At 52.5% G+C, this 26746-nt stretch carries 33 protein-coding genes; 21 read left to right on the top strand and 12 right to left on the bottom strand.

Annotated elements, in window-relative coordinates:
- Positions 1–107 precede the first annotated feature (107 nt).
- The gene (locus DK507_RS17275) at positions 108–1007 is read right to left on the bottom strand and encodes a tyrosine recombinase XerC (RefSeq protein ID WP_109357521.1); all 900 of its coding nucleotides are present in this window, start codon (positions 1005–1007) and stop codon (positions 108–110) included.
- A 58-nt stretch (positions 1008–1065) separates the two neighbouring features.
- Complete coding sequence (gene hemW / locus DK507_RS17270) at positions 1066–2262, bottom strand: radical SAM family heme chaperone HemW (protein ID WP_109357520.1); 1197 nt, start codon at positions 2260–2262, stop codon at positions 1066–1068.
- Here hemW and DK507_RS18130 point away from each other — a divergent pair.
- Positions 2254–2955 carry a CAP domain-containing protein gene (locus DK507_RS18130; RefSeq protein WP_174209056.1) on the top strand — a complete coding sequence of 234 codons (702 nt, stop codon included), beginning with the start codon at positions 2254–2256 and terminating at the stop codon, positions 2953–2955. The genes hemW and DK507_RS18130 overlap by 9 nt on opposite strands.
- Here DK507_RS18130 and rdgB read toward each other — a convergent pair whose 3' ends face one another.
- Together rdgB and rph are read right to left on the bottom strand one after the other, a co-directional pair.
- Positions 2956–3597, bottom strand: a complete 642-nt coding sequence (gene rdgB, locus DK507_RS17260; protein WP_109357518.1) for an RdgB/HAM1 family non-canonical purine NTP pyrophosphatase — start codon at positions 3595–3597, stop codon at positions 2956–2958.
- 8 nt (positions 3598–3605) lie between these two features.
- A complete protein-coding gene (rph, locus tag DK507_RS17255) occupies positions 3606–4319 on the bottom strand; it encodes a ribonuclease PH (RefSeq protein ID WP_109357517.1) in 714 nt (237 codons plus the stop codon).
- A 70-nt stretch (positions 4320–4389) separates the two neighbouring features.
- On the opposite strand from rph, the gene DK507_RS17250 reads away from it, so the two are divergent.
- From DK507_RS17250 to DK507_RS17235, 4 genes are all read left to right on the top strand, one after another.
- Complete coding sequence (locus DK507_RS17250; protein ID WP_162559114.1) at positions 4390–5016, top strand: hypothetical protein; 627 nt, start codon at positions 4390–4392, stop codon at positions 5014–5016.
- Positions 5017–5036: 20 nt separating this feature from the next.
- Positions 5037–6080 (top strand): heat-inducible transcriptional repressor HrcA, encoded by a 1044-nt coding sequence (hrcA, locus tag DK507_RS17245; RefSeq protein ID WP_109357515.1) that lies wholly within the window; start codon positions 5037–5039, stop codon positions 6078–6080.
- A gap of 11 nt (positions 6081–6091) precedes the next feature.
- A complete protein-coding gene (gene grpE, locus DK507_RS17240) occupies positions 6092–6688 on the top strand; it encodes a nucleotide exchange factor GrpE (RefSeq protein WP_109357762.1) in 597 nt (198 codons plus the stop codon).
- Between the two features lie 132 nt (positions 6689–6820).
- A complete protein-coding gene (locus tag DK507_RS17235) occupies positions 6821–7414 on the top strand; it encodes a PadR family transcriptional regulator (RefSeq protein WP_109357514.1) in 594 nt (197 codons plus the stop codon).
- Between the two features lie 2 nt (positions 7415–7416).
- Here DK507_RS17235 and DK507_RS17230 read toward each other — a convergent pair whose 3' ends face one another.
- Together DK507_RS17230 and DK507_RS17225 are read right to left on the bottom strand one after the other, a co-directional pair.
- Positions 7417–7902, bottom strand: a complete 486-nt coding sequence (locus tag DK507_RS17230) for a GNAT family N-acetyltransferase (RefSeq protein ID WP_109357513.1) — start codon at positions 7900–7902, stop codon at positions 7417–7419.
- A gap of 13 nt (positions 7903–7915) precedes the next feature.
- A complete protein-coding gene (locus tag DK507_RS17225; protein ID WP_109357512.1) occupies positions 7916–9271 on the bottom strand; it encodes a GntP family permease in 1356 nt (451 codons plus the stop codon).
- Positions 9272–9822: 551 nt separating this feature from the next.
- Between DK507_RS17225 and DK507_RS17220 the strand changes: the two genes are divergently transcribed.
- Together DK507_RS17220 and DK507_RS17215 are read left to right on the top strand one after the other, a co-directional pair.
- Entirely contained in the window at positions 9823–10119 is a 297-nt protein-coding gene (locus tag DK507_RS17220; RefSeq protein WP_109357511.1) for a glycine zipper domain-containing protein, read from the top strand.
- Positions 10120–10312: 193 nt separating this feature from the next.
- The gene (locus tag DK507_RS17215; RefSeq protein ID WP_109357761.1) at positions 10313–12292 is read left to right on the top strand and encodes a M1 family metallopeptidase; all 1980 of its coding nucleotides are present in this window, start codon (positions 10313–10315) and stop codon (positions 12290–12292) included.
- A gap of 158 nt (positions 12293–12450) precedes the next feature.
- Here DK507_RS17215 and DK507_RS17210 read toward each other — a convergent pair whose 3' ends face one another.
- A complete protein-coding gene (locus tag DK507_RS17210) occupies positions 12451–13053 on the bottom strand; it encodes a TetR-like C-terminal domain-containing protein (RefSeq protein ID WP_109357510.1) in 603 nt (200 codons plus the stop codon).
- Positions 13054–13119: 66 nt separating this feature from the next.
- Between DK507_RS17210 and DK507_RS17205 the strand changes: the two genes are divergently transcribed.
- The 6 genes from DK507_RS17205 to DK507_RS17180 all read left to right on the top strand — a co-directional run bounded on the left by DK507_RS17205 (position 13120) and on the right by DK507_RS17180 (position 18071).
- Positions 13120–13584 (top strand): VOC family protein, encoded by a 465-nt coding sequence (locus DK507_RS17205; RefSeq protein WP_109357509.1) that lies wholly within the window; start codon positions 13120–13122, stop codon positions 13582–13584.
- A complete protein-coding gene (locus tag DK507_RS17200; RefSeq protein ID WP_109357508.1) occupies positions 13581–13973 on the top strand; it encodes a nuclear transport factor 2 family protein in 393 nt (130 codons plus the stop codon). Before DK507_RS17205 ends, DK507_RS17200 begins: the two co-directional genes overlap by 4 nt.
- 205 nt (positions 13974–14178) lie before the next feature.
- Complete coding sequence (locus DK507_RS17195) at positions 14179–15810, top strand: M28 family metallopeptidase (protein ID WP_162559113.1); 1632 nt, start codon at positions 14179–14181, stop codon at positions 15808–15810.
- A gap of 96 nt (positions 15811–15906) precedes the next feature.
- The gene (locus DK507_RS17190; protein ID WP_109357506.1) at positions 15907–17295 is read left to right on the top strand and encodes an MATE family efflux transporter; all 1389 of its coding nucleotides are present in this window, start codon (positions 15907–15909) and stop codon (positions 17293–17295) included.
- Positions 17296–17452: 157 nt separating this feature from the next.
- Entirely contained in the window at positions 17453–17626 is a 174-nt protein-coding gene (locus DK507_RS17185; protein ID WP_162559112.1) for a YdcH family protein, read from the top strand.
- A gap of 136 nt (positions 17627–17762) precedes the next feature.
- Positions 17763–18071 (top strand): zf-TFIIB domain-containing protein, encoded by a 309-nt coding sequence (locus DK507_RS17180; protein WP_254054433.1) that lies wholly within the window; start codon positions 17763–17765, stop codon positions 18069–18071.
- A 53-nt stretch (positions 18072–18124) separates the two neighbouring features.
- On the opposite strand, the gene DK507_RS17175 is transcribed toward DK507_RS17180, so the two are convergent.
- The 3 genes from DK507_RS17175 to DK507_RS17165 form a co-directional block, all read right to left on the bottom strand.
- Positions 18125–18415: a GIY-YIG nuclease family protein gene (locus tag DK507_RS17175; RefSeq protein WP_109357504.1), complete on the bottom strand. Its 291-nt coding sequence runs from the start codon at positions 18413–18415 to the stop codon at positions 18125–18127.
- 73 nt (positions 18416–18488) lie between these two features.
- Positions 18489–18926 (bottom strand): vgr related protein, encoded by a 438-nt coding sequence (locus tag DK507_RS17170; protein ID WP_109357503.1) that lies wholly within the window; start codon positions 18924–18926, stop codon positions 18489–18491.
- Positions 18927–18965: 39 nt separating this feature from the next.
- The gene (locus DK507_RS17165; RefSeq protein ID WP_162559111.1) at positions 18966–19436 is read right to left on the bottom strand and encodes a copper chaperone PCu(A)C; all 471 of its coding nucleotides are present in this window, start codon (positions 19434–19436) and stop codon (positions 18966–18968) included.
- A gap of 200 nt (positions 19437–19636) precedes the next feature.
- Here DK507_RS17165 and dnaK point away from each other — a divergent pair, with 200 nt between their 5' ends.
- Positions 19637–21583, top strand: coding sequence for a molecular chaperone DnaK (gene dnaK, locus DK507_RS17160; RefSeq protein WP_109357501.1), 1947 nt, complete (start codon positions 19637–19639; stop codon positions 21581–21583).
- A 127-nt stretch (positions 21584–21710) separates the two neighbouring features.
- Positions 21711–22862, top strand: a complete 1152-nt coding sequence (gene dnaJ / locus DK507_RS17155) for a molecular chaperone DnaJ (RefSeq protein ID WP_109357500.1) — start codon at positions 21711–21713, stop codon at positions 22860–22862.
- Between the two features lie 300 nt (positions 22863–23162).
- Here the strand turns inward: dnaJ and DK507_RS17910 are convergent, their stop codons facing one another.
- Positions 23163–23321 (bottom strand): hypothetical protein, encoded by a 159-nt coding sequence (locus DK507_RS17910; protein ID WP_162559110.1) that lies wholly within the window; start codon positions 23319–23321, stop codon positions 23163–23165.
- Between the two features lie 342 nt (positions 23322–23663).
- On the opposite strand from DK507_RS17910, the gene DK507_RS17150 reads away from it, so the two are divergent.
- The 6 genes from DK507_RS17150 to DK507_RS17130 all read left to right on the top strand — a co-directional run bounded on the left by DK507_RS17150 (position 23664) and on the right by DK507_RS17130 (position 26416).
- Entirely contained in the window at positions 23664–24179 is a 516-nt protein-coding gene (locus tag DK507_RS17150; protein ID WP_109357499.1) for a helix-turn-helix domain-containing protein, read from the top strand.
- Between the two features lie 64 nt (positions 24180–24243).
- The gene (locus tag DK507_RS17145; protein ID WP_109357498.1) at positions 24244–24582 is read left to right on the top strand and encodes a hypothetical protein; all 339 of its coding nucleotides are present in this window, start codon (positions 24244–24246) and stop codon (positions 24580–24582) included.
- 47 nt (positions 24583–24629) lie between these two features.
- On the top strand, positions 24630–25070 hold the full coding sequence (locus tag DK507_RS18125) for a hypothetical protein (RefSeq protein WP_254054462.1): 441 nt from the start codon (positions 24630–24632) through the stop codon (positions 25068–25070).
- A 5-nt stretch (positions 25071–25075) separates the two neighbouring features.
- On the top strand, positions 25076–25639 hold the full coding sequence (locus DK507_RS17140; RefSeq protein ID WP_254054458.1) for a RadC family protein: 564 nt from the start codon (positions 25076–25078) through the stop codon (positions 25637–25639).
- Positions 25636–25980, top strand: coding sequence for a hypothetical protein (locus DK507_RS17135; RefSeq protein ID WP_109357496.1), 345 nt, complete (start codon positions 25636–25638; stop codon positions 25978–25980). Before DK507_RS17140 ends, DK507_RS17135 begins: the two co-directional genes overlap by 4 nt.
- Positions 25981–26104: 124 nt before the next feature.
- A complete protein-coding gene (locus DK507_RS17130; protein ID WP_109357495.1) occupies positions 26105–26416 on the top strand; it encodes a hypothetical protein in 312 nt (103 codons plus the stop codon).
- A gap of 9 nt (positions 26417–26425) precedes the next feature.
- Here DK507_RS17130 and DK507_RS17905 read toward each other — a convergent pair whose 3' ends face one another.
- Positions 26426–26593 carry a hypothetical protein gene (locus tag DK507_RS17905; RefSeq protein ID WP_162559109.1) on the bottom strand — a complete coding sequence of 56 codons (168 nt, stop codon included), beginning with the start codon at positions 26591–26593 and terminating at the stop codon, positions 26426–26428.
- Positions 26594–26746: the final 153 nt, after the last annotated feature.

Here is a 26746-nt window from a genome sequence, read left to right as displayed (position 1 = left end):
TCCTCCTTTTTTGTCGTTGTCGACCGTTTAAAGTCGCTACGATTTCTGTTCGATTCCCTTTACAAGTCCCATTTGGCTGAAAAGCCGAGACCACCTAGGCGGCAAACTCAGCTCGCCCGGGGGTGCGCATTCTGATAGACATCAAGCAAATGCGAGGCATCGACGGCTGTATAAACCTGAGTGCTACTCAAACTCGCATGCCCGAGCAATTCTTGCAGGCTCCGCAAATCGGCTCCACCGGCTAGTAAATGGGTGGCAAAGCTGTGACGTAAAGCGTGGGGTGTGGTCTTGTCTGACAGACCAAGTTTTGTGCGTGCTTGCCGGACAACGCGGCGGACCAGATTGGGTGATAACGGGCCACCTCGCTTTCCGCGAAAAATGGTGTGATCAGGCATCATCGCATGCGGACAAAGATCGATATAATGCTCTATCGCTTCTCGCACTTGAGGTAGTAGCGGCACGATCCGGGTCTTACCGCGCTTGCCGGAGACGCGCAGCGTGTCGGACAAGGGAAGGGCATTGCCGGTCAGGGCCAGCGCTTCGCTAATTCGCAAACCCGATCCATAGAGCAATAGAAGAACCGCCCAATCGCGTGCGCCGACCCAATCGGCGTTTGCGTTTTCTGCAATATCCTCAGCTATCGCTACAATATCGTCTGGCGAGGCCGGACGAGGAACGCCGCGTGTAACCTTGGGTCCCTTGATTTTGGGTATCTGACTGTCGTCTCCGCCAACGAACTTAAGGAAGGAACGTATCGCGGATAGTTCCCTGGCTGCACTGTTATTGGTTAATCCATCAGCGCGGCGAAAGGCTAGATAGGATCGAATGTCCGCCTGCTTGAGGGCTTTGATTTGTTTTATAGTCACGGCAGCGCCAAGATGTTCTGTCAGAAATGCACAAAACCGCTCCGCCGTTGTTACATAAGCGCGTACCGTGTGTTGCGAGCGTCGCCGACCTTCGCGCAAATGGCGAGAGAATTTCTCGATGAGGGCATTGGCGCTTTCCATGCAACCGAATCTAGCAGCCAGTCCTTCAAAGTCCAAACGTGGAATTTGAAACCTCAATTCAGGTGCGAAGCGAATCCGCTATAACTTTCGGTAAAATGGCATCAAGAAGTGGCATGCCCCTTGCGGTCACCATCAACCGATCGGCGCTTGGTTCAAGCAATCCCAAGGCCGTCAGTTTCTCAACCTGATGCAGATCAATCATTTGATCGGTCACGAGATTGGTTTTTTTCTCCAGTGCCGTCAGATTTACCCCTTCGGCCAACCGCAGCCCCATCATCAAAGCTTCTGTGGCCCTGACCTCAGGAGACAAGCTCTGTTCGAATTTAAGGCCATTGCCGTTGCGCTGTACTGCGGATAGGAAATTCTCGGGCTTCTTGTGCCGCTCTGTTGCACTGTTCAGTCGCCGACCATGCGCGCCGGGACCCACGCCGACATAGTCCTCATATCGCCAATAAGTTAGATTGTGTCGGCTCTCTTGACCCTGCCGGGCATGATTGCTGATCTCATATGCGGGAAGGCCGACGGCCTGGGTCAGTTCCTGGGTTAGTTCGAACATGTCCGCGCAATGATCATCATCCGCGGGAACAAGTTTTCCAGTCCGCACTAACGTTTCAAAGCGTGTGCCGGGCTCTATGGTAAGCTGATAGAGGGACAGGTGATCGGTGCCAAAACCGAGAGATTTTTCCAATTCGGACTGCCAATCCCTCAGAGATTGGCCAGGCCGTGCATAAATCAGGTCGAAGCTGACCCGGTCAAAATTCTGCTGCGCCGTGTCCAGTGCTGACAACCCTTCTGCAACATCGTGAGCGCGGCCCAGAAATTTCAACGTCTCATCATCAAGTGATTGTAATCCCAGCGAAACACGGTTCACTCCAGCATGGGAAAGGTCGGCAAAACGGTTGGCTTCAACAGAAGATGGGTTAGCCTCCAAGGTGATTTCACAATGATCTGTCAGGCCCCATAGGATATCAGCTTCCTCAACCAGTTTCGCGACGAGCCGAGGGTCCATAAGCGACGGAGTGCCACCGCCGAAGAAAACCGAGCTTATCTGTTTGTTACCATTAACTTTATATTCATGCCTGAGATCAAGAAGAAGGGCTGTACGCCATGCATCATGGTCAATTTGATCACGAACATGGCTGTTGAAGTCGCAATAGGGACATTTGGCGATGCAGAAAGGCCAATGGATATAGAGGGCAAGTGCATCCTCATCTGCTGACTTTGCTGCATGGGTGGAGGATGAAGCATGAAACATCGACGTATCACTAGGTACCCCCGCACATTGGTGCAAGCAACAATGCTGGTCTTGATTGCCGGTTGTGGTGGCGAAAGTGGCAGTGGTAACTCGCAGGTTACACTTCCCGGTTCACCGAGCCCAACACCGACGCCGGCTCCTACACCTACACCTACACCTGCGCCTACTCCAACGCCGGCGCCCACACCCACGCCTACTCCAACACCAACTCCCACTCCGACCCCAACGCCAACACCCACTCCAACCCCGCCGAGCAGTGCAATGCTCGACGTTATGCTGGCCTCTCACAACGCGGCGCGCGCCGAAGTAGGTGTGCCTCCGGTTGAGTTGGATGCTGCGCTCAACGCAGCAGCCCTCGATTATGCCGAAACATTGATTGCCAATGGCCGATTTGAACATAGTCCTGGCAGTTCGCGGCCCAATCAGGGTGAGAATCTGTGGGCAGGAACGGCAGGAGCCTTTTCTTTTCAGAATATGGTTGATGGCTGGATCAACGAAAAACAGTTTTTCGTGCCGGGCACGTTTCCCGATGTCAGCACGACAGGCAGGTGGCAGGACGTGGGCCATTATACTCAAATCATCTGGCGCCAGACGACCAAGATCGGCTGCGGTCTTGCCAGCAATAGCCAAGGCGATGTCTTGGTGTGTCGTTATAGTCCACCAGGTAACTTTATTGGTAGAACCGTCCCCTGATCAGACAGGCTGGTCGAAACAGGCTTTGACGAGCTTGTCGAACGCATCGGCGCGGTGGCTGATATCGTGCTTTTGCTGCGGATCGAGTTCGGCGAAGGTCTTTTCAAAACCGACGGGTTGGAAGACCGGATCATAACCGAAACCCATGGTTCCACGGGGCGGCCAAACCAGATTGCCATGCACACGACCTTCGAATAGCTCTGCGTGCCCATCCGGCCAGGCGAGAGCGAGGGTGCAGGTAAAATAGGCGCTGCGATCTGTATCAGGCCCTAGTTCGGATAACTTCCCTTCCACCTTGCCCATGGCCATATACCAATCGCGACCCGGGCCGCCTTCATAGATATCGGCCTCTGCCCAATCCGCAGTATAAACGCCCGGCGCGCCATTCAACGCCGCGACGTACAGTCCACTGTCATCTGCCAGTGCAACGCAATCCGCACCTTGGGCACTGGCATGAGCCTTCAGCAGCGCGTTTTCCGCGAATGTTGTGCCGGTTTCTTCCGGTTCCGGCAGGTTCAATTCACTAGCGGATACCGGTTCAATGCCGAAAGGAGCCAGTAACGCCCGAATTTCTCTAACCTTGCCTTGATTGTGACTGGCGATGATCAGTTTACCGGGAGACAGTTTGCGGTGTTCGGTCATGGTTGTTCTTACGAAACCGCTTTGTCTTGTGCCTCAAAAATCTGACTGCATCCGATTTTGGCCAAACGCATCAAGCGCATCAGACCTTCATCATCGAATGTTTCGCCCTCTGCGGTTGCCTGCGCTTCGGCAATATTGCCGTCGCCGGTCAGAACGAAATTGGCGTCGGCACCGGCATTGCTATCCTCATCATAGTCGAGATCGAGCATGGGATTGCCGTTATAGATACCACAGCTGATGGCTGCGATTTTCTGTTCAATGGGATCTTCGCTGATCAGTTTCTCATCGAGCAGACCGTTCACTGCCAGACGCAGCGCGACCCAGGCACCACTGATGGATGCGGTCCGCGTACCACCGTCCGCCTGTATCACATCGCAATCAAGCGTGATCTGGCGTTCCCCCAGTTTTTTGAGGTCGACTACAGCGCGTAAAGAGCGGCCAATAAGGCGTTGAATTTCCTGGGTTCTACCGGATTGCTTGCCGCGAGCTGCTTCACGAGAACCACGGGTATGGGTGGCGCGGGGTAGCATTGAATATTCGCCGGTAACCCAGCCTTCGCCTTTGCCGCGAAGCCAAGGCGGGATGCGCTCTTCGATGCTGGCGGTGCATAGCACCCGCGTTTCACCAAAGCTGATCAGGCAAGAGCCCTCTGCATGTTTGGTATATCCGGTCTCGATTGTGATAGCGCGCATCTCGTCCAGCGCGCGTCCTGATGGGCGCATTTGTGATTCTCCTGTGGCTTGCTGAGATGCAATAGGTATAGTTCTTAACGATGCCAAGGAGGAAAGCAGTGTGCACAATCTAATCTACAGCATGGTTGCAATGACAGCTGTTCTGTTTGTGTCAGGGTGCTCTTTTGAAGAGCCTGCAAAGACGATATCCGTGGATCCAACGAATGCCGATAGCTTTTATTTAAGCGCGGAGATTGTAGGACCGGAGGTAGCTGCCAAAAAATTATGTCCAGCCTTTGTGAGCTTAGAAATTGACTCTAACGGTGATGGAACGATTTATTGGAACAAGGAAGGCGAACCCGGCCATCACGGGTGTTTTCGGAATCCAGAAGACGATTTTCGGACAGATACGGTTTCGTTGAACGATAAACTATTCAACGAGTTCAAAGAGAAACTGCGAAAAATTGAATGGAGAGGAAAGTTTGAAGCAATAGAAAATGCTCCATATAGTCCGAATCCATTGTGCGAAATACATCATAACAGTTTGCCCGACATAAACCTCTCAATGGAAAGGAAAGGGCTTGTAATTGTCCGGCTGATATACACCTATGAACTAAATGGAAATCGCGTTTCCCAGGCCTGCAAAAGGGCAATCATTCAAGAGACTGATGTTATTCAGGAGATTATTGACCTCATGCCCGTTAGACCGCCATTCTCTTCGAAACTTCGCTATCGCAGCAAAATTTAGACAGCCTCTAGACCCAATCTATGACCACCACACCCATTACCGAAATGAACGACCGCACTCGCGATATCTTCCGCGTGGTGGTGGAGTCCTATCTCGATAGCGGTGCTCCGGTCGGTTCGCGAACCATATCGAAGGCCCCGGGATTGGAGCTTTCGCCCGCCTCGATCCGCAATGTCATGCAGGATCTGGAAGAGCTGGGCCTGCTTGCTGCACCGCATACCAGTGCCGGGCGGATGCCGACGGAATTGGGGCTGCGGCTGTTCGTTGACGGTATGATGCAGGCCGCGGAGCCGTCGCGGGAGGAGCGCGATGCAATAGAGAGCCAGATTAGCGAGAGCGGCCCGGTCGAAGACGCTTTGCGCGCGACGACCAGCATATTGTCAGGTCTGTCTTCTTGCGCCGGCTTGGTCATGGTGCCGAAGCGCGAACCGACGCTCAAACAGTTTAGTTTTGTGAAATTGTCGGAAGGGCAGGGGCTTGCCATTCTCGTCTCACAGGATGGTGGTGTGGAAAACCGTGTTCTCCATCTACCCATTGGCATATCGGATTCGGCCTTGATTGAGGCCGGCAATTATCTCACCGCCCAATATGGCGGGATGACGCTGTCACAGGCTTTGTCCCGGATCGACCGCGATATTCAGGCTGGCCGAACGGCTATAGACAAAGCGTCAGAAGATCTCGTCCAGCGCGGCCTTGTGACCTGGACGCAAGATCCATCGGAGCGACCCATCCTCATCGTACGTGGCCAGGCCAATTTACTGGAGGACGGTGCGTTGGACGATCTCGACCGGGTTCGGCAATTGCTTGACGAACTGGAAGGCAAACAGGAAATTGCCCGCCTGCTCGATAATGCCCGTGATGCAGAGGCTGCGAAAATATTTATTGGCGCAGAGAATAAATTATTCTCCCTTTCCGGTTCATCTGTGATAGCGGCCCCCTATAAAGATGGCGACGGACAAGTAGTCGGCGTGGTCGGGGTTATTGGTCCCACCCGCTTGAACTATGCCCGCGTCGTACCCATGGTAGATTTCACAGCACAAACGCTGTCCAGATTGTTGAAATGAGTGACGAAATAATGAGTGATACAAAGCCACAAGAAAATGAAGATGCGAAACTGGACGAAGCCGCCGCAGCCGAGCTGGAAGGTGTGCCCGAAGCATTGAAAGAAGGTGGGGAAGACGCCGCTGCCGAACCGTCTCAGGACGAGCGAATCGCCGCCCTTGAAAACGAACTGGCCGAAGCCAAGCAGCAGGTGCTCTATGCGCAGGCGGAAACCCAGAATGTCCGCCGCCGGCTGGAAAAAGATGCGCAGGATGCCAAAGCCTATGCCGCAACCGGCTTCGCCCGCGATATGTTGAGCGTATCCGACAATCTTCAACGCGCGCTGGCCGCCATTCCGACTGAAATCAAGAATGAAGAAAAGTGGAAAGGCCTGATCGGCGGTATCGAAGCCACCGGACGAGAACTGGAAACCGTGTTTGAGAAAAACGGCATCAAGCGTGTCGCCTCTGTTGGTCTGCCGCTGGATCCGAACCAGCATCAGGCGATGGTCGAAGTGCCAACAGATGAGCAAGAACCCGGAACCGTGGTGCAGGAAATGCAGGCCGGTTACATGATCAAGGACCGTTTGTTGCGGCCCGCTTTTGTAGGTGTGGCGAAGAAACCGGAATAGGCTTTTTCAGCTTCCCTTAAAAATTTTCATTCTTTCCTAGTCTGTTAGCGATTCTTCGCGCATCTAGCCATTGCATGATTAATATAAAGATATATCTTAGAAGCAGCTTAGATATAAATAGAAGGAAGTTTAATGCGATATTCAAACTATAATGATTGCGGACCGGGTTCTCGGCGCGGTAAGCGCTGGGGGGCTATGAATGGACAGAAATTTGCTCGTGCCTTTGCTGCTGCCGCTTTTGAAGGAGCGAAAGCCAAACGCCGTGCGCGGGTTTTCCAGCGCGGGGAATTGCGGCTGGTATTGTTGCACTTGATTTCACAGGAATCGCGCCATGGCTATGACTTGATCCAGCAAATTGAAGAGCTGACCGGCGGTCACTATGCACCGAGCCCCGGTATAGTTTATCCCACTCTAACGCTGATGGCCGAAATGGATCTGATTGACGAGATGGTCGATGATGGCGGTAAGAAAATCTACTCGATCACCGATGCAGGAACCGCGTTGCTGGCCGAGGAAGAAAAGCATGTTGCCAATATTCTCTCCCGGCTAGAGGGCATTGCGCAGATGGATCAGGCCGCTGATGGTGCATCCATCCGCCGCGCTATGAGCAATATGAAAAGCGCTATCCGCATCCGGCTTGCCGACGAGGAAAAGGGGTCTGAGAAGATTCTCGACGTCGCAGCGATTATTGACGAGGCGGCGAGCAAGATCGAACGGCTTAAATAAGACTAAAGCTCCAGCACCATCTGCACATTGCAGCGGGCATAGGGAGTTGGCCACAAATCATCACCAGACAAATGCTGAAAGCCGCACCGCTCATAAAGGCGGATCGCGGCTTTCAGATCATTATTGGTCTCCAACCAGATGGCATCGGCTGCCATTGACCGGCCTTCGGCAATCAGCGCTTCCAGCGCCGTCCGACCAATGCCTTGCCCGCGCAAATCTTTCCGGGCGGCCATTTTTACTATTTCCAGCCATTTTCGGCCATCCTGCGGCTCATGATGTGGTGGCAAAATCGCGCCGGTACCGACCACTTTTCCGTCGAGTTCTGCAACAATTATCTGCCCACCCGGCGTAAGGATGGTGGTTTCCAGATTTTCCAACTGGTCGCGGTCGCTCTGCTCCAGCGTGAAGGATTCCTCAATCCAGTCGAGATTGAGGGCAATATAGGCCTGCTTATCTGCAGCATTATATCGGCGGGTTGTTAAGGTCATGATCTCCCTGACATCAGAACATCGTGAATAGCGCCACTGCCATTATCGTGCCGATCACCGGTATCACCACGGTGAGCGCGCCAACCGCTCCATAGGCATCCTTGTGCGTCTCGCCGCACACCGCCCTGATGGTGGTTACAACATAACCGTTATGCGGCAGGCTATCAAGCGCGCCGGAGGAAATGGCGACCACCCGGTGCAGCTCATCCGGTTGTGCGCCGACGTCGAGATAATGTGGTGCGATCAAGGGCAGGGCGATTGTCTGGCCGCCCGAGGCCGAGCCAGTCAGGCCTGCGATTACCGTGACGGCAATGGCGGCACCGATCAACGGGCTGCCGGGGATATTCTGGACCATTATCAGTGCTTCTTGAAAAGCGGGTGACAGTTTTGCAACCGCGCCAAAGCCGACGACCGCACAGGTGTTGGTAATTGCGACCACTGCACTGGTCGCCCCTCGCGAAAAGGCTTCCGGCATCGCTTTCAGTTTACGGTAGCCGACGGCCAGAGCAACAATCGCACCGGAACCGAGGGCTGCAACCAGCGCCCATTTGTCGAGCGAGTTTTGCGGCAATATGGCCGAAAGCGGGCCCATATCTTGCGGATATTGGAAGATCAGGAAGATGCCGAGCACGGCAACCAATGGTAGCAGGCACAAAAGCGGGCCGGGCAGGGCGCCATAGTCGGTATTTGTATCATCCGTCTCGCGGCCGACAAATGTTTCGCCTCTGGCGACCGCGCGCTTCACCATCCAGTTGAGCCAGAAATGGCCGGAAATCGCCATGAAGACTGCGACGACCAGGCTGACTTCCCAGCCAGCATAAGCCGTGGTGCCCAGAAACTCCATCGGGATCAGGTTCTGGATTTCCGGGCTTCCCGCGGTCGTCATCGTGAAGGTGACTGACCCGAACGCCAGAGCAGCGGGAATGAACCGCCGCGGCAAATTGGCTTCACGAAACAGGTGCACCGCCAGCGAATAGACCGAAAAAGCAACGATAAAGACGCTGACCCCGCCATAGGTCAGAACCGCACAGGCGGCGACCACCGCGAGCACGGCGTGTTTGATACCGATTTTTTCGATGATCCAATGGGCGACGCTGGCAGCAGCACCCGATGCGCCCATTATCTCACCAAATATCGCGCCCAGCAGGAACATGAAAAACCAGCTTTTGAAGAAGCTGACAAAGCCATCCATATAGGCGGTGGCGAAATCCGGCGCGCCCTCTGCGGCTAAGGGCGGCAACCATGCGAGCCCGCTGGTCATCGCAACAATCGCGGCGGCAATCGGCCCGGCGATCAATATGTTTACGCCTTTCACCGTCATATAGATGAGCAGCGCGAGACCCCCGATTAATCCGATTGCTGATAGCATTATGCCAATCCCCTTTATCCTCGTCGCCTATTGGCAGAGGAAGGGAAGCGGCGGCAAGGATCAATTTGGATGAGGATCACTTTTAATAGGCTTCCCGAATTATCGCCTGGATCGGTTCAGGAGAACCTGGCTTCCAGCGAAGTTTACAGTCTTTACACAGTCCTTTTGGGTGTTTGCGCCGTGTAATTTTATTACAAAGTTTACAAGGTCCTTTTGGGCCTTTGCCGCAACAGTTCTGGCGTTGTTCCGAAGGTCAAAGTTCACACAAGTCTCACAGGCTCGGATATTCACGAACACAGCAAGACTGAGAGATCGGCGCCGGTGATCCGGGCATATTCAAAGCTTGGAAGAAGTCATCGAGTGCTGCTGCTCGTCAATATCACAGCCAGGCTCTTGTAGGAAAGGCCGGACAGGTCCGTCGGTTCCATTTGTGTTCGTCACCGCACCATCAATTCCACTCGTCCGAAAAATTGGGAATGTTCAGGAACCAGATCAGCATTGGCAGGTTTAACCGGACCATATGGGGGCAGATAATGTCAGGAGTTTTGGTGATGCGACTATTTGCAAGAAAACTGTCAATCCTATCGGTCACAGCGGTATCGGCCCTGTCCCTGTCGGCCTGTGCCGGCAATTATGCCGGTGAAGGTGCCGCGGCGGGCGCCGCAACCGGTGCCATTATAGGCGCGGTAACTGGTGATACCGATGATGCCCTGAAAGGCGCAGCCATTGGAGCCGCCGCCGGAGCCGCCGCTGGCTATTTCATCGACAAGAATGATCGCTGTGATGGCTATAATGACGATGGCGAACTGGATGACGATTGCCGCGGAGAGCCGGGTTATCCGGACTAAGGGATAAGCTGAGGGCAGGTTACACGGCAATCTGATGTCCGCTTTGGGCGCAAAAGCGGACATGAGAAATTTGGAAAAGCCGGAACGGTTCGTCTATCGAATGCTGACGGGGATATTTTATTGTATCAGGGGCTGGCAAGCAGCTGCGTATGATGTAAATCACCCGAAAATTCTCTCTGATCAGGATTTCCCTATGCGCATTCACGTCTCATTTCTTATATTACCGTTTCTGTTCCTCCTTGCCGGCTGCGGTGGCCTAGTCTCGCAGGACACGGATCAACGGGGCGAAATCGCGCCAATATTGACAAGTGAAGAAGCGTTTGATGATCAGACTTTTGCGAAGCCGCAAGAGGCGCGTGTGACGCATATCGACTTGGATATGGCAATGGACTTCGATGCGAAGACTATCGGAGGGACGGCCACTCTCGATGTGCTGGCGGCGGACGAGGCAAGCGAGATTATACTCGATTCCAATGGCCTTCGCGTTTCTGCGGTCACCGATGAGGCTGGCAATGCTCTGACGTTTGATCTTGGCGAGACGGTCGAAGGCAAGGGCGAACCCTTGACCATCCAGCTTCCGGTTCAGAAACTGGAACGAGACGCCGAACTGGCCGAGGGTGAACTTGCCTCAACACACCGGATCGTGATCGAATATGTGTCTGCTCCTGGGGCCGAGGCCTTGCAGTGGTTAAGCCCGGAGCAGACAGCTGGCGGGGAGCATCCCTTCATCTTCAGCCAAGGACAGGCCATCAATAACCGTACTTGGATTCCGACTCAGGACAGCCCCGGAATCCGTCAAACATGGCAAGCGACCATCTCGGCGCCCGAACCTCTGAATGTCGTCATGAGCGGTGTGATTCAGGGCGATCCCGAACCAGAGGACGGGAACCGCCGCGACTTTCGCTTTGTGATGAACAACCCGGTCCCTCCTTATTTGATCGCCATTGCAGCGGGTAATATCGAATTTCGCGAGCTTGGCCCGCGTTCAGGTGTATGGGCAGAACCCGAAGTCATCGAATCTGCCGCGCAAGAAGTCGGCGATACAGAAGAGATGATCGACGCCGGGATTGCATTGTTTGGTGACTATCGCTGGGGCCGCTATGACATGATCATCCTGCCGCCAGCCTTCCCCTATGGCGGTATGGAAAACCCGGTGATGACCTTTCTCACACCGACGTTCATTGCGGGTGACCGCTCTAACAACGGGCTGGTTGCACATGAATTAGCACACAGCTGGTCAGGAAATTTGACCACTTATTCGAGCTGGCGCGATGGATGGTTGAACGAGGGGGTCACCTCCTATTTCGAGAACCGTATCGTCGAAGAAGTCTATGGCAAAGAACGCGCCGAGCAAGAATATGCTCTCAGCTATGCCGGTTTGGTCGGCGGCATCGATGAAGTCGGCGCAGATAATCCAGGCACAGCCATGCGTACACCCGATGCAATAAGCCCGTTCGATACAAAGGGCTTCGCGATTTACGACAAGGGGACAGTGTTCCTGCGCACGGTGGAGAATATTATCGGCCGCGAAAAGTTTGATGCCTGGCTGACCCAGTGGTTTGACAGTCACGCATTCGAGCCGGTGACATCCGAAATGTTCCTGGCTGATCTGCGCAAGAAGCTGATCGGTGACGATGCTGAACTGGAAAAACGATTGATGTTGGACAAATGGGTCTATGGCACCGGCCTTCCGGAAAACGCTTGGAAAGCCGATCCGCAGGCCTTTGCTGAAGTGGACGGCGCGGCTGCAGCTTATGCGAACGAGGGAACGCTGCCCAATGTCGATGCCTGGCGTGACTGGACGGCGGCAGAGCAGCGACGCTTCCTCGAGGAACTCCCTCAGGATTTGTCTGACGAGCAACTGGCAGCACTAGACACGACCTTGGGGCTTTCGCAAACTGGCAACAATGAAGTGTTGTTTCTGTGGCTGGAGGCAGCGCTAAGCAATGAATACGGTCCGGCCGTTCCGCAAGCCGAACGCTTTATGGCAACAATGGGGCGCAATAAGTTTGTCAGCCCCTTGTTCACAGCACTCAACGAGACGGATTGGGGCAAGCCGATCGCTCGGCGAATCTATGCCGAAACGCGTAGCAGCTATCACGCCTATACGCGCGGCAATGTCGATAAGACACTTCAATATGAGGGATCTGCGGGAACGGCGCTGTCAGACTAAACGTACCTTGTTGAAAATCAGGCAAGCCGGGATAGGGTGAATTCATGCCCAAGTGTCCACTTTCGGGATAAAGCAGTTACAATGCCTATGTCTGCTATGGGCGCAAAAGCGGACGTTAGTCTATTCTGCGGCTGGAGATTCAATAGGATCGGATGCTGCTATATATCGGCCATAGGCGCTGACATCCCATCGAACAGTAATTCTATCAATTGCGATGCAAGCTTATCATTCAATGGCTCGTGCCCGGCGAGGAGCCGAAAAAACAGCGGCCCGTACAACATGTCGAGGGCGGTCTCGATATTGATTGTTGACTTCCCCCCATGAGAAGCGATTTCCTGTTCGAGAAAGCTCCTGCCGATTTCCCGGCTCTTTAAGATGATCTGATTTCGAAAGGCCTTTGACAGTTCACTTTCTTGCTCTGCAGATGCCATAGTCAAGGTAATTTGACGGCCGCGAGGAGTAGAAAAGGCTTGGACAACTCCGTTTAAGTGCGCTTGCAACCGGCGCTTTATCGTACCTTTCGGTATATGCACTTCATCATCAGGATGCGCAATAAAGGCAGCCATCGCAAGCTCGTGTGCATTGGCCCAGCTTCGGTATATCGTCGGCTTGCCTACCCCAGTCTCGGAGGAAACCCGTTCAATTGTCAGTCGCCCTACGCCTTCGTCCATAACGATCCGATATGCGGATTTGAGCACTTCTTCCCGTGCTTTAGTACTACGTGGGCGGCCCGCTTTTCTTCTGTTTTCGTTATCTACCATTGGTCTCTTGATTAATTACGTTACGTTGCGTAACATATAAACGAATCAAACTCAAGGATAATAACCATGCAGGCTGTTCAATCATCTCCTACCGACCTTTGCCCCTATATCACCGTCGCCGGGGCAGCCGAGGCGATAGAATTTTACACACGCGCTTTCGGTGCGAGCGTAGATTTCAAACTGGTTGATCCATCTGACCAACGCATAGGACATGCTGAACTTCGTTTTGGGTCGTCTCGTATTTTTATTTCAGATGAATATCCTGATTTTGGAGCAGCCAGCCCAGAAACTATCGGCGGGTCACCCGTAAAATTACATCTGGAAGTTGCCGATGCCGACGCGTTCGTCGCCAAAGCGGTGGAAGAGGGGGCTACAGAATTGAGAAGTGTGAAACAGGAGTTTCACGGATACCGAACCGGGATGGTGGCCGACCCATATGGGTATAGTTGGTTTGTAGCCAGCAAGGTCGAGGAGGTTGATGCCGAAGAAATGCAGAAACGGTGGGATGATATGACGGGAGGTCAATCATGATATCCTATACAGAGCTGCTCCATGAATTCCAGGCCGTAGAAGACCGGTTCAATGCCGCCATGATTTCGAACGATGCCAACCTAATTGCTGAGTGCATCACTGATGATTGGGCATTGGTAACGATAGAAAGCGGCCCGGTTGATCGAGAAACAATTCTCGGCATAATTGAAGCAGGAGTTCTCACGCATTCAACAATGACGAAGCAGGTTACACGGGTAAGGCAATATGGCGATATTGCTGTTGTAACAGGACGTGGGCAAAATACTGGTGCTTATCAAGGTAATCCCATCGAGGCGGATGAATGGGTTACGGATGTGTTCACTCGAACCGGTGATGATTGGAAATGTCTTATCACGCACATATCGCCGGTCGCTAAAGTTACTGCTTAGCCAGTTGTAAGTTTAGGGTCCGCTTTCGGGATGTTGCGGACAGCAGGGCGCGCTCACAAATCGGATTTTACACGTTGTAAACGAGGACCTTAGATACATTAGGCTCGCTAGCATTGATGGCACCCCGGTTCTCGTCTATTTTTTATCTATGGTAGGCCGTATCCTTATTGTAAGTGCGATATGCGCGCTTTTTCTCATTGGGACTATGCCATCTCTGGCCCAGTCTCGTGACAAAGCTCCGGTAGCAGAGGCTGATCGTGATGTGAGTTCTCGTGCAATCAAGGCACATATGGCTTTTCTCGCTGATGATCTGATGGAAGGGCGCGAGGCAGGCACAGTCGGCGAGGCGCGGTCCGCTCTGTACATTGCCACTCAGTTTGAATCCTTGGGCCTGGAGCCAGCTGGAGAAAAAGACAGTTACATGCAAGCTGTGCCCCTTCGATCGGCGCAGTTGGATTTGCCCGATTTCGAATTTTCCATTCAAACAGATGGACAGACACAGTCATTTGAAAATGGCGGCGACGTTGCAGTATCAAGCAGCTTTGCAAGCACGGACCTCTCCGCCGCCGGCGACATTGTCTTCGCTGGACACGGCATCATCGCACCGGAATTGGGAATTGATGATTACAGAGGCCTCGACGTCAGCGGCAAAGTCGTCGCCGTCATTGGTGGTCCGCCGTCTTTCTTGCCTTCCGAAGAAGCAGCGCATTTTGGGTCTTCCAATCAGAAGCGGCTTATGGCCGAAGCTCAGGGCGCTATCGGGCTCATCATTATCTGGACGCCGGCGCTCGAGAAACGATATCCTTTTGATCTTTGGAAAACGCGATTTGCATCCTGGAATATGACCTGGACTGATCCGGCAGGAGCTCCAAATATCGTAGCGCCGAAAATCGCTTTACGCGCCTTTGTCCGGGGTGAAGCAACAGAGGCGATCTTCAAAGGCGCGCCTATGACAGCCGCAGAGGCAATCGCGAAAAGCGAAGCGGGTTTGGTTAAGGGCTTCCCATCAAAGGCCAGCGTCAAACTGTCTCTGCAAACCCGACATGATGATACACGCCAGTCCCGGAATGTCGCGGCTTTGTTGCCGGGGTCAGATCCGGCCCTGTCCGATGAAATCGTCGTGCTGACCGCTCATTATGACCATGTCGGTATTTGCGCTCCTGATGAAGAGGATAAAATTTGCAATGGTGCGCTCGACAATGCTTTTGGTACGGCCCTTATGCTCAACGTTGCCCGTGCAGTGGCGGCGCAGGAGAAACCGCCGGCAAGGTCGATCCTGTTTCTTGCCGTTGGTGCCGAAGAAAAAGGCCTGCTGGGTTCCGATTACTTCGCTGCATTCCCGACCGTTCCGCGCAATCAGATCATTGCCAATATCAATCTGGACGGCGGGGCCCCATTTTTCGACTTCAGCGATGTTATCGCATTTGGTGCCGAACAATCTCAAATGGGCGAACAACTGCAATCAGCTATTTCTGAAATCGGTTTAACGCTCGCTCCCGACCCCTTTCCCGCACAAGGCATTTTTACCCGATCTGATCAATATTCGTTTGTCAAACGGGGCATACCGGCTCTTTTTCTCTATAACGGCTTTACCGATATGAATGGACAGAACAAAGGGCAAGCTATCTGGGACTGGCTCTTTGCCGAACATTATCATGAGCCTTCAGATGATCTGTCCCTGCCGATTGACTATGCGGTGTCCGCCAAATTTTCCAATGTATTCCGATTGCTGACACTGGAGGTCGCGAATGCGCCGTCCCGGCCACTATGGTATGAGGATAGTGTTTTCGGAAAGCGCTATGCCCCAGAAGAGCCGAAGGCGGAGCGGCGGCGATAGGTTTTCAGTCTCGGCTCGTGTGAAAATGTCCTTGCTATAAACTGACAGGAGAGAGTTTCGCTAGCGCCTCCCGCTTTGCTGGGCTAACGGGCTTTTATGGTTAGTGCAGCGCAATCTTTTCCAGCAGTAAACCCGTGGCGTCATGAGACGATCACGACGCTGAAACTCGCCTGGCCGCTTATCCTGTCAAACCTGACCATGGCATTGATTGGCGCGACGGATGTTTTGATGATCGGCTGGCTGGGTGCGCGTGAACTGGCGGCGGCGACGCTCGGTTTTAATCTTGCAATGAGCTGCGCGATTTTCTGCATGGGTCTGGTGACCGCGTCTGCGCCGATGATGGCCAGTGAAATTGGCCGCATGAGCCACAGTGTGCGCGATGTGCGCCGGACATTCCGGCAGGCAATCTGGACGGCTGTCACGGTTATTATACCTTTCTGGATGCTGCTGTGGAACACCGAGAGCATATTGGTATATTTCGGTCAGCAACCCGATCTGGCATACAATGCCGGTTTATATATTTCCGCCTATATGTGGTCGATATTACCGTTTTTGTGCTTCATCATCCTGCGGAACTTCGTTTCGGCACTGGAGCAACCGGTTTGGGCACTGATCATCAGCGTGATCGCGGTTCTCGCCAATGCTCTTTTCAATTACGCCCTCATCTTCGGAAAATTCGGTCTGCCCGCTTTTGGTGTGATCGGTGCTGGTATCGGCAGTGTGATGACGAACCTGTTGATGTTCGGCGGCATGGTGCTGGTGGTCATCCTCCACAAACGCTTTCGCCGCTACCATCTATTCGGCCGGTTCTGGGCCGCAGATTGGCAGCGTTATCGCGTGCTGTGGAAGTTAGGCTTGCCGATCGGTGTTACCATGGGACTGGAAGGGTCGGTATTTGGCCTGGCCGCATTGCTGATGGGATTGATTAATGCTGAGTCCGTCGCGGCCCACGCCATCGCGCTGCAACTCGCGTCGCTGACCTTCATGGTGCCAATGGGACTCGGGCAGGCGGCCACGGTGCGCGTGGGTATCCAATATGGTCGCCGCGATCATGCCGGGATCACGCGGGCAGGTTGGGTCAGTTTTGTGCTGGGGACGTCGTTCATGGCAGCGATGGCGCTCGTCTTTGTGCTTGCGCCGAATTTCCTGATTTCAATTTTCATCGATGCCAATGCGCCTGGCAATGAAAAGGTCGCAGCGCTGGCCGTCAGTTTTCTGGCGATTGCCGCGATCTTCCAGATTGTTGACGGCGCGCAGGTGGTCGGGGCAGGGATGCTGCGCGGCCTTCATGACACCACGGTGCCGATGGTCTTTGCGCTGATGGGCTATTGGTTCATCGGTATCGGCGTCGGCGCCGGTCTTGCGTTTTGGCAGGGCTGGGAAGGCATTGGCGTCTGGACGGGGCTTGCCAGTGGTCTGGGTATTGTGGCGGTGTTGATGCTTGTCCGCTGGATGATGCGAAAGCGGATCGGGTTGTTGCCATAAATCTGGTGGCCGAGCCCGCTCGCATGGGCGGTTCGTATCTCCGTCAAATATCATCAATAGTAAAAAACTATGAATGGTGCGCAATCGTTTCGATTGGATCAATTGGCCTATCCTTGGCACATATTGTTCAAGCAGTTTAACCCCCAGGAGGTCGCCCATGAAAAACTATGTTAACGAACTGGTAAAACGCCACCGCCGGCTTAACCGTTTGATCGACAATTGCCGCGCCGCTGGCCGGCAACAGGAAATGCAGCAGCTGAAGCGCATTCGCCTGAAGATCAAGGACAAGATCGCCGCTGCAAAGCGCGAACTGGATCCTGTTACAACCTAACAGGCCAGATGGTTGGGCGGCATGTCCCGTGTTTCACTCCCCGGTCCCCACCGGAAACCCATACATGCCGCCCACCATGAACTTTCCCGACTTCCCCCAGATTTCCCTCGCTCCCAAACCCAATGCAGGAAATGTTATGAACTCTCACTCTCCCGATGGGGTACCCGCCCGGCGAACGGGGCCGACCATGCCTTGTCCGGTTTGTCATGTCAGTCTAACGATCAGTGAAAGGCAAGGGGTGGAAATAGATTTTTGCCCTAAATGCCGCGGCGTGTGGCTCGACCGCGGCGAAATCGACAAGATTATCGAAAGGTCACGGCCTGCTGAAATACCGCGACATCAGCAGACGTACCGGCCCGATCGCACGATTTACAGCGACAGCTATGACCACCGCAAATATAAGAAGAAACGCCGGAAGTCTTTCCTGGAAGACTTGTTTGATTAGGGAGATTGTCAGGAAGTTTGTGTTCCGCACTTGATGCGGAACAAGGGGCGTTTTCAAGCCAGGCTGTCGTATAAGTCCAACCATTGTGGATTTTCTTTTTCTATAAGATCAAGTTTCCAGGCCCGTTTCCACTTTTTGAGCTTCCATTCATATGCTCTGGCATCTTCGATATCATCAAAAGCTTCGAACCAGACCAGCAGCTTGCAGCTTTTTTCTTTTGAATATCCTTCTATCAAACCATTGCGGTGTTCATAGGCCCGCCTCAACAGTTTACTGGTAACGCCAAGATAGGTTGCACCATTTCGTTTGCTGGCCATCATATACACATATCCGGGTTTCGCCATTTCACTACCCTTGCTTCAGCTCACCCCCTGTTCCGCATCAAGTGCGGAACACGCGAATAGTCATTGGTCATAATCAAAACGGAACCAATCCGACAAACTGTTCAGGCTGGAACCCGTTTTTTAGCCGCGCGCCCTGCTTGAGCAAAAAGTCATGCCGGACAATCTCGGCCTGTTGCTCAATGCCGTAATCTGCAAACGCCTTTCCGGGAATGAGCCTGTAATCATAGCGACAGAACGGGTGCCGTGCGATTGGCAGGAATATTCCTTGCTGATGCTGCCACACATGGACCATTTCATGGATGAAAAGCCCCTTCAGGTTGAGGTCGGTTTGAGCATAGTCGTCCCGGAACAAGCCGCCTTTGGGATGGAACCAAAGATTCCCATCCGGTGCCATGGTCACGCGTTTTGGTTGAAAGGGCCACCATTTGCGATTGAATATCTGAACGGCTTGATAGTCGATTGCGTCGCCGAAAACCGATCGGCACAAATTGATCTCCGCTTCGGCAAGCATGCGTCCTGATCTGGCCGCGACTGTCACTTACACTATCACTTATTCTGTGCTGTCCGCTTTTTCGTCATCGGTGGCAGCTGCGCCTGCCTGTTTGATAACGGCATCGACCTGGATACGGTCATCATTGGAGAATATGAAGATCATTCTGAGCGAACCCTGTGCGACAGAACCGCCGCCGATACCCCATATCATGAGATGCTTTCCGCCGGGCTCAAACTTGACGGTTTCTCCCGCAGGGACCGGCACCTTGCCCAGTGTTTTCATCATTGCCATGCCGTTTTCTTCAACGGTTTCATGCATTTCCATGCGCATCACGTCATCCGCGGTCACGCTGACCAGCGAAACATCCTCCGGTCCGCCTTCAATCGTGGCATAGCCAGCCGAAGGATTGCCCTCCACCGGTGACAGGTTGACCACAACATCCTTCACAAGCAGGACATTGCCCTGTCCGCAGGAAGTCAAAAAAACCGCAGCAAGGCCAGCAAAAAATATCGAAAGATGTTTTGTCATGATTGGCTGAAAACTCCAGAATTTGGGCTCGAAAACAATGTTTATACCTATGTATGGTCTCGGCATCCCGATGCCAAGACTTGTGCGCAAGAAAATGCCACCTATATCGCATCACGAAGCCGTAACGGTGCCATACCAAAAGGGCCGGGCGGCTATTTTGCTAATTTTAGAAAATGTTTGAAAATTGAATTGAGGGAAAAATGGCTAAAGTAATCGGTATTGATCTGGGCACCACCAACAGCTGTGTTGCCGTTATGGACGGCGGCAAGCCGAAGGTTATTGAAAATGCAGAAGGCGCGCGCACCACGCCGTCCGTTGTGGCTTTCACGAAAGACGGTGAGCGCCTGATCGGACAACCGGCCAAGCGTCAGGCTGTGACCAATCCGGAAAGCACCATTTTTGCGGTCAAGCGCCTGATCGGCCGCCGGTTTGATGATCCGATGACCAAGAAAGACATGGAATTGGTACCTTATGAAATCGTCAAAGGCTCCAATGGCGATGCATGGGTGAAAGCAGGCGGCGAAGATTACTCCCCGGCTCAGATTTCCGCTTTCACATTGCAAAAGATGAAAGAAACTGCCGAGAGCTATCTTGGTGAGACGGTGACACAGGCCGTTATCACGGTTCCCGCTTATTTTAATGATGCTCAGCGTCAGGCAACAAAGGATGCCGGTAAAATTGCCGGTCTCGAAGTCCTGCGCATCATCAACGAGCCAACCGCTGCTGCTCTGGCATATGGTCTGGAGAAAAATGATGGAAAGACCATCGCGGTCTATGACCTTGGCGGTGGTACGTTCGATATCTCGATCCTCGAAATTGGTGACGGTGTCTTTGAAGTGAAATCAACCAACGGTGACACGTTCCTCGGCGGCGAAGATTTTGACGCCAAGCTGGTCGAATTTCTTGCCGATGATTTCAAAAAGGCGGAAAGCATTGACCTGACCAAGGACAAGCTGGCCCTGCAACGTTTGAAGGAAGCAGCAGAAAAAGCGAAGATTGAACTGTCTTCAGCGCAGACCACAGAGGTCAACCTGCCGTTTATTACTGCCGACCAAAATGGCCCCAAGCATCTGGTGAAATCGATCACCCGCTCTGACCTTGAAAAGCTGGTTGGTGATTTGATCAAGCGGACGCTCGATCCTTGCAAGAAGGCATTGAAAGACGCTGGCATCAGCGCATCAGAAATTGACGATGTTGTGATGGTCGGCGGTATGACCCGTATGCCTAAGGTGCGCGAAACCGTGCAGGAATTCTTTGGTAAAGAACCGCATACCGGCGTGAACCCCGATGAAGTTGTTGCCATGGGCGCGGCTATTCAGGCCGGCGTTCTGCAGGGCGATGTTAAAGACGTGCTTCTGCTCGACGTGACGCCATTGTCATTGGGTATCGAAACCCTTGGCGGTGTCTTCACGCGCATGATTGATCGCAACACGACCATCCCGACGAAGAAATCGCAGGTTTATTCGACTGCTGACGACAATCAGCAGGCTGTGACCATCCGCGTATTCCAGGGTGAACGCGAAATGGCTGCAGATAATAAAATGCTCGGCAATTTCGATCTGGTCGGCATTCCACCAGCACCGCGCGGTGTACCGCAGATTGACGTGACGTTTGACATTGATGCCAACGGTATCGTGAACGTTTCCGCCAAGGATAAGGGCACCGGCAAAGAACAGCAGATCAAGATCCAGGCTTCTGGCGGTCTGACCGATACCGATATCGATCAGATGGTCGAAGATGCTGAGAAATTTGCTGAAGAAGACAAGAAGCGGCGGGAAGAGGCGGAAGCCAAGAACAACGCGGAAAGCCTTGTCCACACGACCGAGAAGCAATTGTCCGAACATGGTGACAAGATTGATGCCGATCTGAAAGGTCAGATCGAAGAAGCGGTCAAGGAAACCAAGGAAGCCATTGAAAGCGGTGATCCGGAAGCAATGAAGACCAAGTCAGAAGCACTGGCACAGGTTTCCATGCAAATGGGCCAGAAAATCTATGAAGCCGAGCAAGCGGCTGGCGGAGATGCGGCTGATGCAGCAGCGGCGGATGCAGCTGCTAAGGCAGATGATGACGTCGTCGATGCGGAATTTTCCGAGGTGGATGATAGCGACGACGCAGATTCTGACAAAAAAGAAAAAGCGGCTGAGTAATGCGACATATGGTGTATTCCCGCGCAGGCGGGAATCTCCTCTGGCAAGCGTCATTGGTTGAGGAGGCCCCCGCCTGCGCGGGGGCACAGCTTTTGAGTATATGTAAAGCTTCGGGGGAAGCAGAGTAATGGCAACCGAAATGGATTATTATGAACAGCTTCAGGTCGATCGCGGCTGTGATGGCGCAACGCTGAAATCATCTTATCGCAAACTGGCGATGAAATATCACCCCGACAAAAACCCGGGAGATGCCGCCGCAGAGGCGAAGTTCAAATCCATCAGCGAAGCTTATGACGTCCTGAAAGATCCGCAAAAGCGTGCGGCCTATGACCAATATGGCCATGCCGCCTTTACCAATGGCGGCGGCAATAATGCCGGCGGTGGCGGTTTCGGCGGCGCGGCTTTCAACGATATTGGCGATATTTTCGAGACAATTTTCGGTGGCGGTGCTGGCGGCGGCTTTGGCGGTCAGCAACAGCAGCGCGGTCCGGCACGTGGTGCAGATTTGCGCTATGATATGGAAATTTCGCTGGAAGATGCATTCCATGGCAAGCAAACCGAGATTGAAATAGATGTTTCAGTCGGTTGTGACGAATGTGATGGATCAGGTGCGGAGCCTGGAACTGGTGTCAAAACTTGCCCGACCTGTCACGGCCATGGGAAAGTAAGAGCACAACAAGGCTTTTTCGTTGTTGAACGTACCTGTGCAAGTTGCCAGGGACGCGGCGAAGTGATCGAGAGCCCATGCCATGTCTGTTATGGCGAGGGCCGGGTCGATAAGCCGCAGGCCCTGGAAGTAGAAATCCCGGCTGGTGTTGATAGCGGTACCCGTATTCGGTTGTCCGGCAAAGGTGAGGCGGGTGCTCGCGGTGCCCCTCCTGGTGATCTCTATATTTTCATTCATCTGGCACGCCATGATATTTTTGAGCGCGAAGGCACGACGCTGTTTACGCGCGCGCCGATCAGTTTCTCGGTAGCAGCTCTCGGCGGGGAGATTGTGATCCCGGGCCTTGATGGTACCAAACATGAAATCCGCATCCCTGCGGGCATACAGTCCGGTAAGCAAATCAGACAACGTGGTGCGGGCATGCCTGTTCTACGTGGCCGCGGTCATGGTGATATGGTTGTGCAGATAGAGGTGGAGACGCCAACCAAGCTGTCAGCGCGACAAAAAGAGCTGCTGCGTGAATTTCAGGAAACCGAAACAGGCGACGAAAGCCCGAATAGCAGCGGTTTCTTTTCAAAAATCAAGGAGGCCTGGGACGGCCTTGCCGACTAGGCACAGCTGCCGTGCTCAAATCACCGGCAATATTGGCCAGGCGATGAGCAGGATATCAATATTTTTGGAGATTGAAAAAGGGGCGATCCAGTAAGGACCAGCAAACAAAAATCGCCCCTTTCCAATTCGTGTTAAAGCAACCGCTCATTGTGGGGATGATTAATGCGGCGCCCAACAAGTTTTAGGCAGCTGAAAGTGCCTGAATAAGTTAACGGCGCTTTCAAATCCGGATTAACAGTCATCGCAACTTTTTAGTTTTTTGATGTTGTTCAGTGGCTGAATGAAGCAGAGAAGACGGAATTATGACTGTTTTAGACAATCAATCGCTTCGGCAATTTTTATAGCGGGCACTGTAAGCTCCATGGCGTCAAACTCGGCTAATATCTGCTCCAGCAGGGTTACGATTTCGGTCGTTTGAGATGCGCCATCTTCGAAATTTATGTGTTCTGAACTGCTCATCACATATCATCCCCTGCTTTGAAGGCCCCATGAAATATCCCGAAATCAAAGGCTCATTGCTCGCCGGCAACTTGATAGCGGTTTAAACATGAACGTAGACTGTCAAAAAATTTGTCCCCGAAGAACAATATTTCATAATGTTATCAAACTGTAACGCTGGCATGTACTTTCAACATCGTTGAGATCGGTCCCTCAGTATTTCCCTTCGCGAACCTTGTCTTTGGGGCAATTTGCTATTGGTTGAAGCTAATGGCGGGTTTGTCGAAATTATATATGGTCTTTTAGCCAGTTGCCTATCTTCGAATGTGAATCTATATTCGCCTTAGTTCGTGGGGGTAACCAGTGGACCAGTTTGAAATCGAAGCCGAGCGTGTTGCAAAACTGACTGAGAAGCAGCGTGAATGTCTGCACCTTGTTGTCTTACGAAAATCATCAAAAGAAATCGCCCGGATTTTGAACATATCCAAACCAGCTGTGGATCAGCGGCTGGATAGTGCCCGACGGACGCTGGACGTGGCAACGCGTGATCAGGCCGCAATCGTCTTTGCACGGGCTGCTGGCGACTATGATCGGATCATATATGATCCAGCCTATCTTCCATCCGAACCCGATCTGGCTGCAAAAGCAAGTCAGGGCGAACAAGCAGAGTCGTTCATGTTGGAAGAAGCAGCCGTACCATACGACTTCAATTCCACGCATGAATCGAACCTTTGGTTGCAAGCCCTGAAGGAACCGAGTGGTGAGCTTGGTACCGTTCAAAGATTGGCCATAATTGTTGGCATGACTGTCGGCATCTTGGCAATTGTTTTGATCGGACTGGCTGTCTCTCAGTCTCTTTCAGGTCTGCTGGCCGCGTAAGCCGACACCAGACCTAACCTAAAATTTAATTTTTGGAATTCGCGTTTCGCGGAAAGGGAGTTTTATGTCTTACGAAATCAAAAAAGCCAAAGATCAAATCGGTCAGGATATGCCGCATACCGAGTATAGTATTGATCAGGCACTGGTCTCTGTTTCAGACCTTATGTCGACATTAGTTAGAGCCCGCTTGAACACAGGTGTACCCGCATCCACTGGTCAAGCCGCTATTCTTCGCCTTGCCAAAGCACAGATGGCTCTTGTGGATGCGAGCAGCGACGTGCTGCGTGTGCATGGCGAGTTGAAGAAAATCGGTAAAGAATATGCCGGACATGGTGGTCATGAATGCCCTCCTACTGCAAAAAAATCGGAAAAAGATCAGCCGAACCTTTCAGTAGTCGCCTGAACAAGCGAGATGTTGACTAAGATGTCTTACCATGGTCCTTGTGGAGAATGCGATTTGTATTTTACGTCTCCTTATTGGCTTTATGCTCTCTTTATGCCCTCTTACGGGGAGGAGCTCCGGAGCGGACGATTGCTATTTCGTATTTCGCCACTTGGATTCTGGATCGCTGGGTGCACTATTTTACTCCGGCGGAATATGCAGAAATGGATCCAGGACATCTGGTCATTGACTTCATTATCTGGATTTCATTTTTCATTGTTGCGATGCGAGCGAGGAGGTTCTGGCCATTATGCTTAGTATCGCTTCAAACCATCGCGCTGGTGGCGCATACCGCGAAGCTCATGGACGTGACTATAGTCCCGAGGGCCTATTTCGTAATGCAGTACGCAGTTTCTTATCCGGTGCTGATAACGTTGGCGATAGGAACTTACTGTCATCAGCGCAGATTGAAAATCTACGGAACCGATCCGCCCTGGCGCAACTCATAGAGTTGGTGGCTCCTGGAAAGGCCAATACATTATCTGACGCACTATTAACCGAGTTTGGGTCAATTGGCCGAATCTTATCGGAATCGGAAGAAGCTTTACGGCGTGTATTAGGGTCGCACGACGCCGTGATCAATTTGCTGATGGCTGCTGAAAAGCTATTCACAGCGCAATTGCAGAATGACCTGCCCAAAAGGCTGGTCTCGGCAACCGACAGCAAATTGATCAGCTATCTGCAAGGCAGCATGGGGTCGCTGGCAAATGAAACCATGCGTGTCTTGTTTCTGGATAATGCCAACCATCTGCTGAAAGATGAGGAGCTGGGGACCGGTTCGCCGAATAAAATCATTGTGCCGCCGCGGTCCATATTGAAACGGGCTCTCGAACTGAACGCCTCTGCGATAATTTTGGTGCATAACCATCCCGCTGGCGATCTCAAGCCCAGTCGATCCGATATAAAATTCACCATGCTGATCAAAACTATATGCCGAGAATTGGAAATCAAATTGCACGATCATATCATTATTGCGGGCAATCAGTGGTCAAGTTTTCGCAAGATGAGGCTGTTATGACCGATCCCATATTGGATAATCACGTCGCTCGCGCCCAGAGGTTTTTAGCGATGCAGCGAGAGCGAAGCCTGTTCTTTTCCAATGATGGGATATTTGGTGATCCCGCTTGGGAGCTTTTGCTTGAAATATATATTGCGACAGAAAAACAGGAGTGCATTTCCAGGGACGAATTGTTCGCTGAACTATCAACCACGCCTGCCATAGCATCGCGCTGGATTTCGGTATTTTTTGACCGTCAGTATGTGACCGATTGTGAAGGGCAGGGAGCTGACAATATCCGCATGACAGACAATGCGAGACAGGCTTGTGTCGCCTATCTCGATTCTGTGATGAATCTTTAGTACCTGCATATTCACACCTGATGTTTGCGGACAGGAACTCTGACGGGTTTTTCGCCGCGACTTAAGATAGCGCTACAATTGCCGTTACTGACTCTGAACTTATTTGGTATCAGAGAGAGGCAGCATGCTCGACACTGGCCCATCCAAGGCATCGTCAAGCTTGGCTAAACTAAAGCTGGCAGCCATTCCCATATTCATCCTTACATTGTTCCTACCGGTAAAAGCGGAAGAAGGCAAAGTTGGTAAAGCGGGCGCATCCGCAACAGCCTATGCCAGCGCAAAAATCCATCGGCGGATCGAGATCCGATCGAGCGGCTATACTGAAGGTGGAAATGACAGGGATGAATGGCTGCAGGACATTAGTCGCCGGGATTGTGATGATGAAACAAGGAAGCGGATTAAAAACTGTGTGCTGATGATATATGAGATTCAGTAGAAGCGAAGATTAGGAATTTTCTTCGTTTTGTTCCTCAGCTTCCTGGGCCCGCTCAAGAGCGTTGATTGCTTCTTCGACTTTTATTGCTGCGATCGAATATCCGTTTTCATCTAGAGCAGAAAGAATTTTTTCGAGCCGCGTCACTAGACTGAGCATGTCGATTTCGCGGTTACTCATGTTGATCGACAGCGCCTTTCCTTGGCGATAAAAATGGTGCTTTTTAAAGACCTGTTTCCTAATTCGCACGAATGCCGAGAAAGGTTACAGCCGTTAAATCAAAGTCCAATAATCACAACTGGCTGCAGTTTCAACAAAAATTACAGACTTATG

Origin of the sequence: Sphingorhabdus sp. EL138 (genome assembly GCF_900258045.1) — a bacterium.
Classification (GTDB): domain Bacteria; phylum Pseudomonadota; class Alphaproteobacteria; order Sphingomonadales; family Sphingomonadaceae; genus Parasphingorhabdus.
Note: the sequence above shows the minus strand (reverse complement) of the source record. Positions and strands in the feature narration are given on the sequence as shown.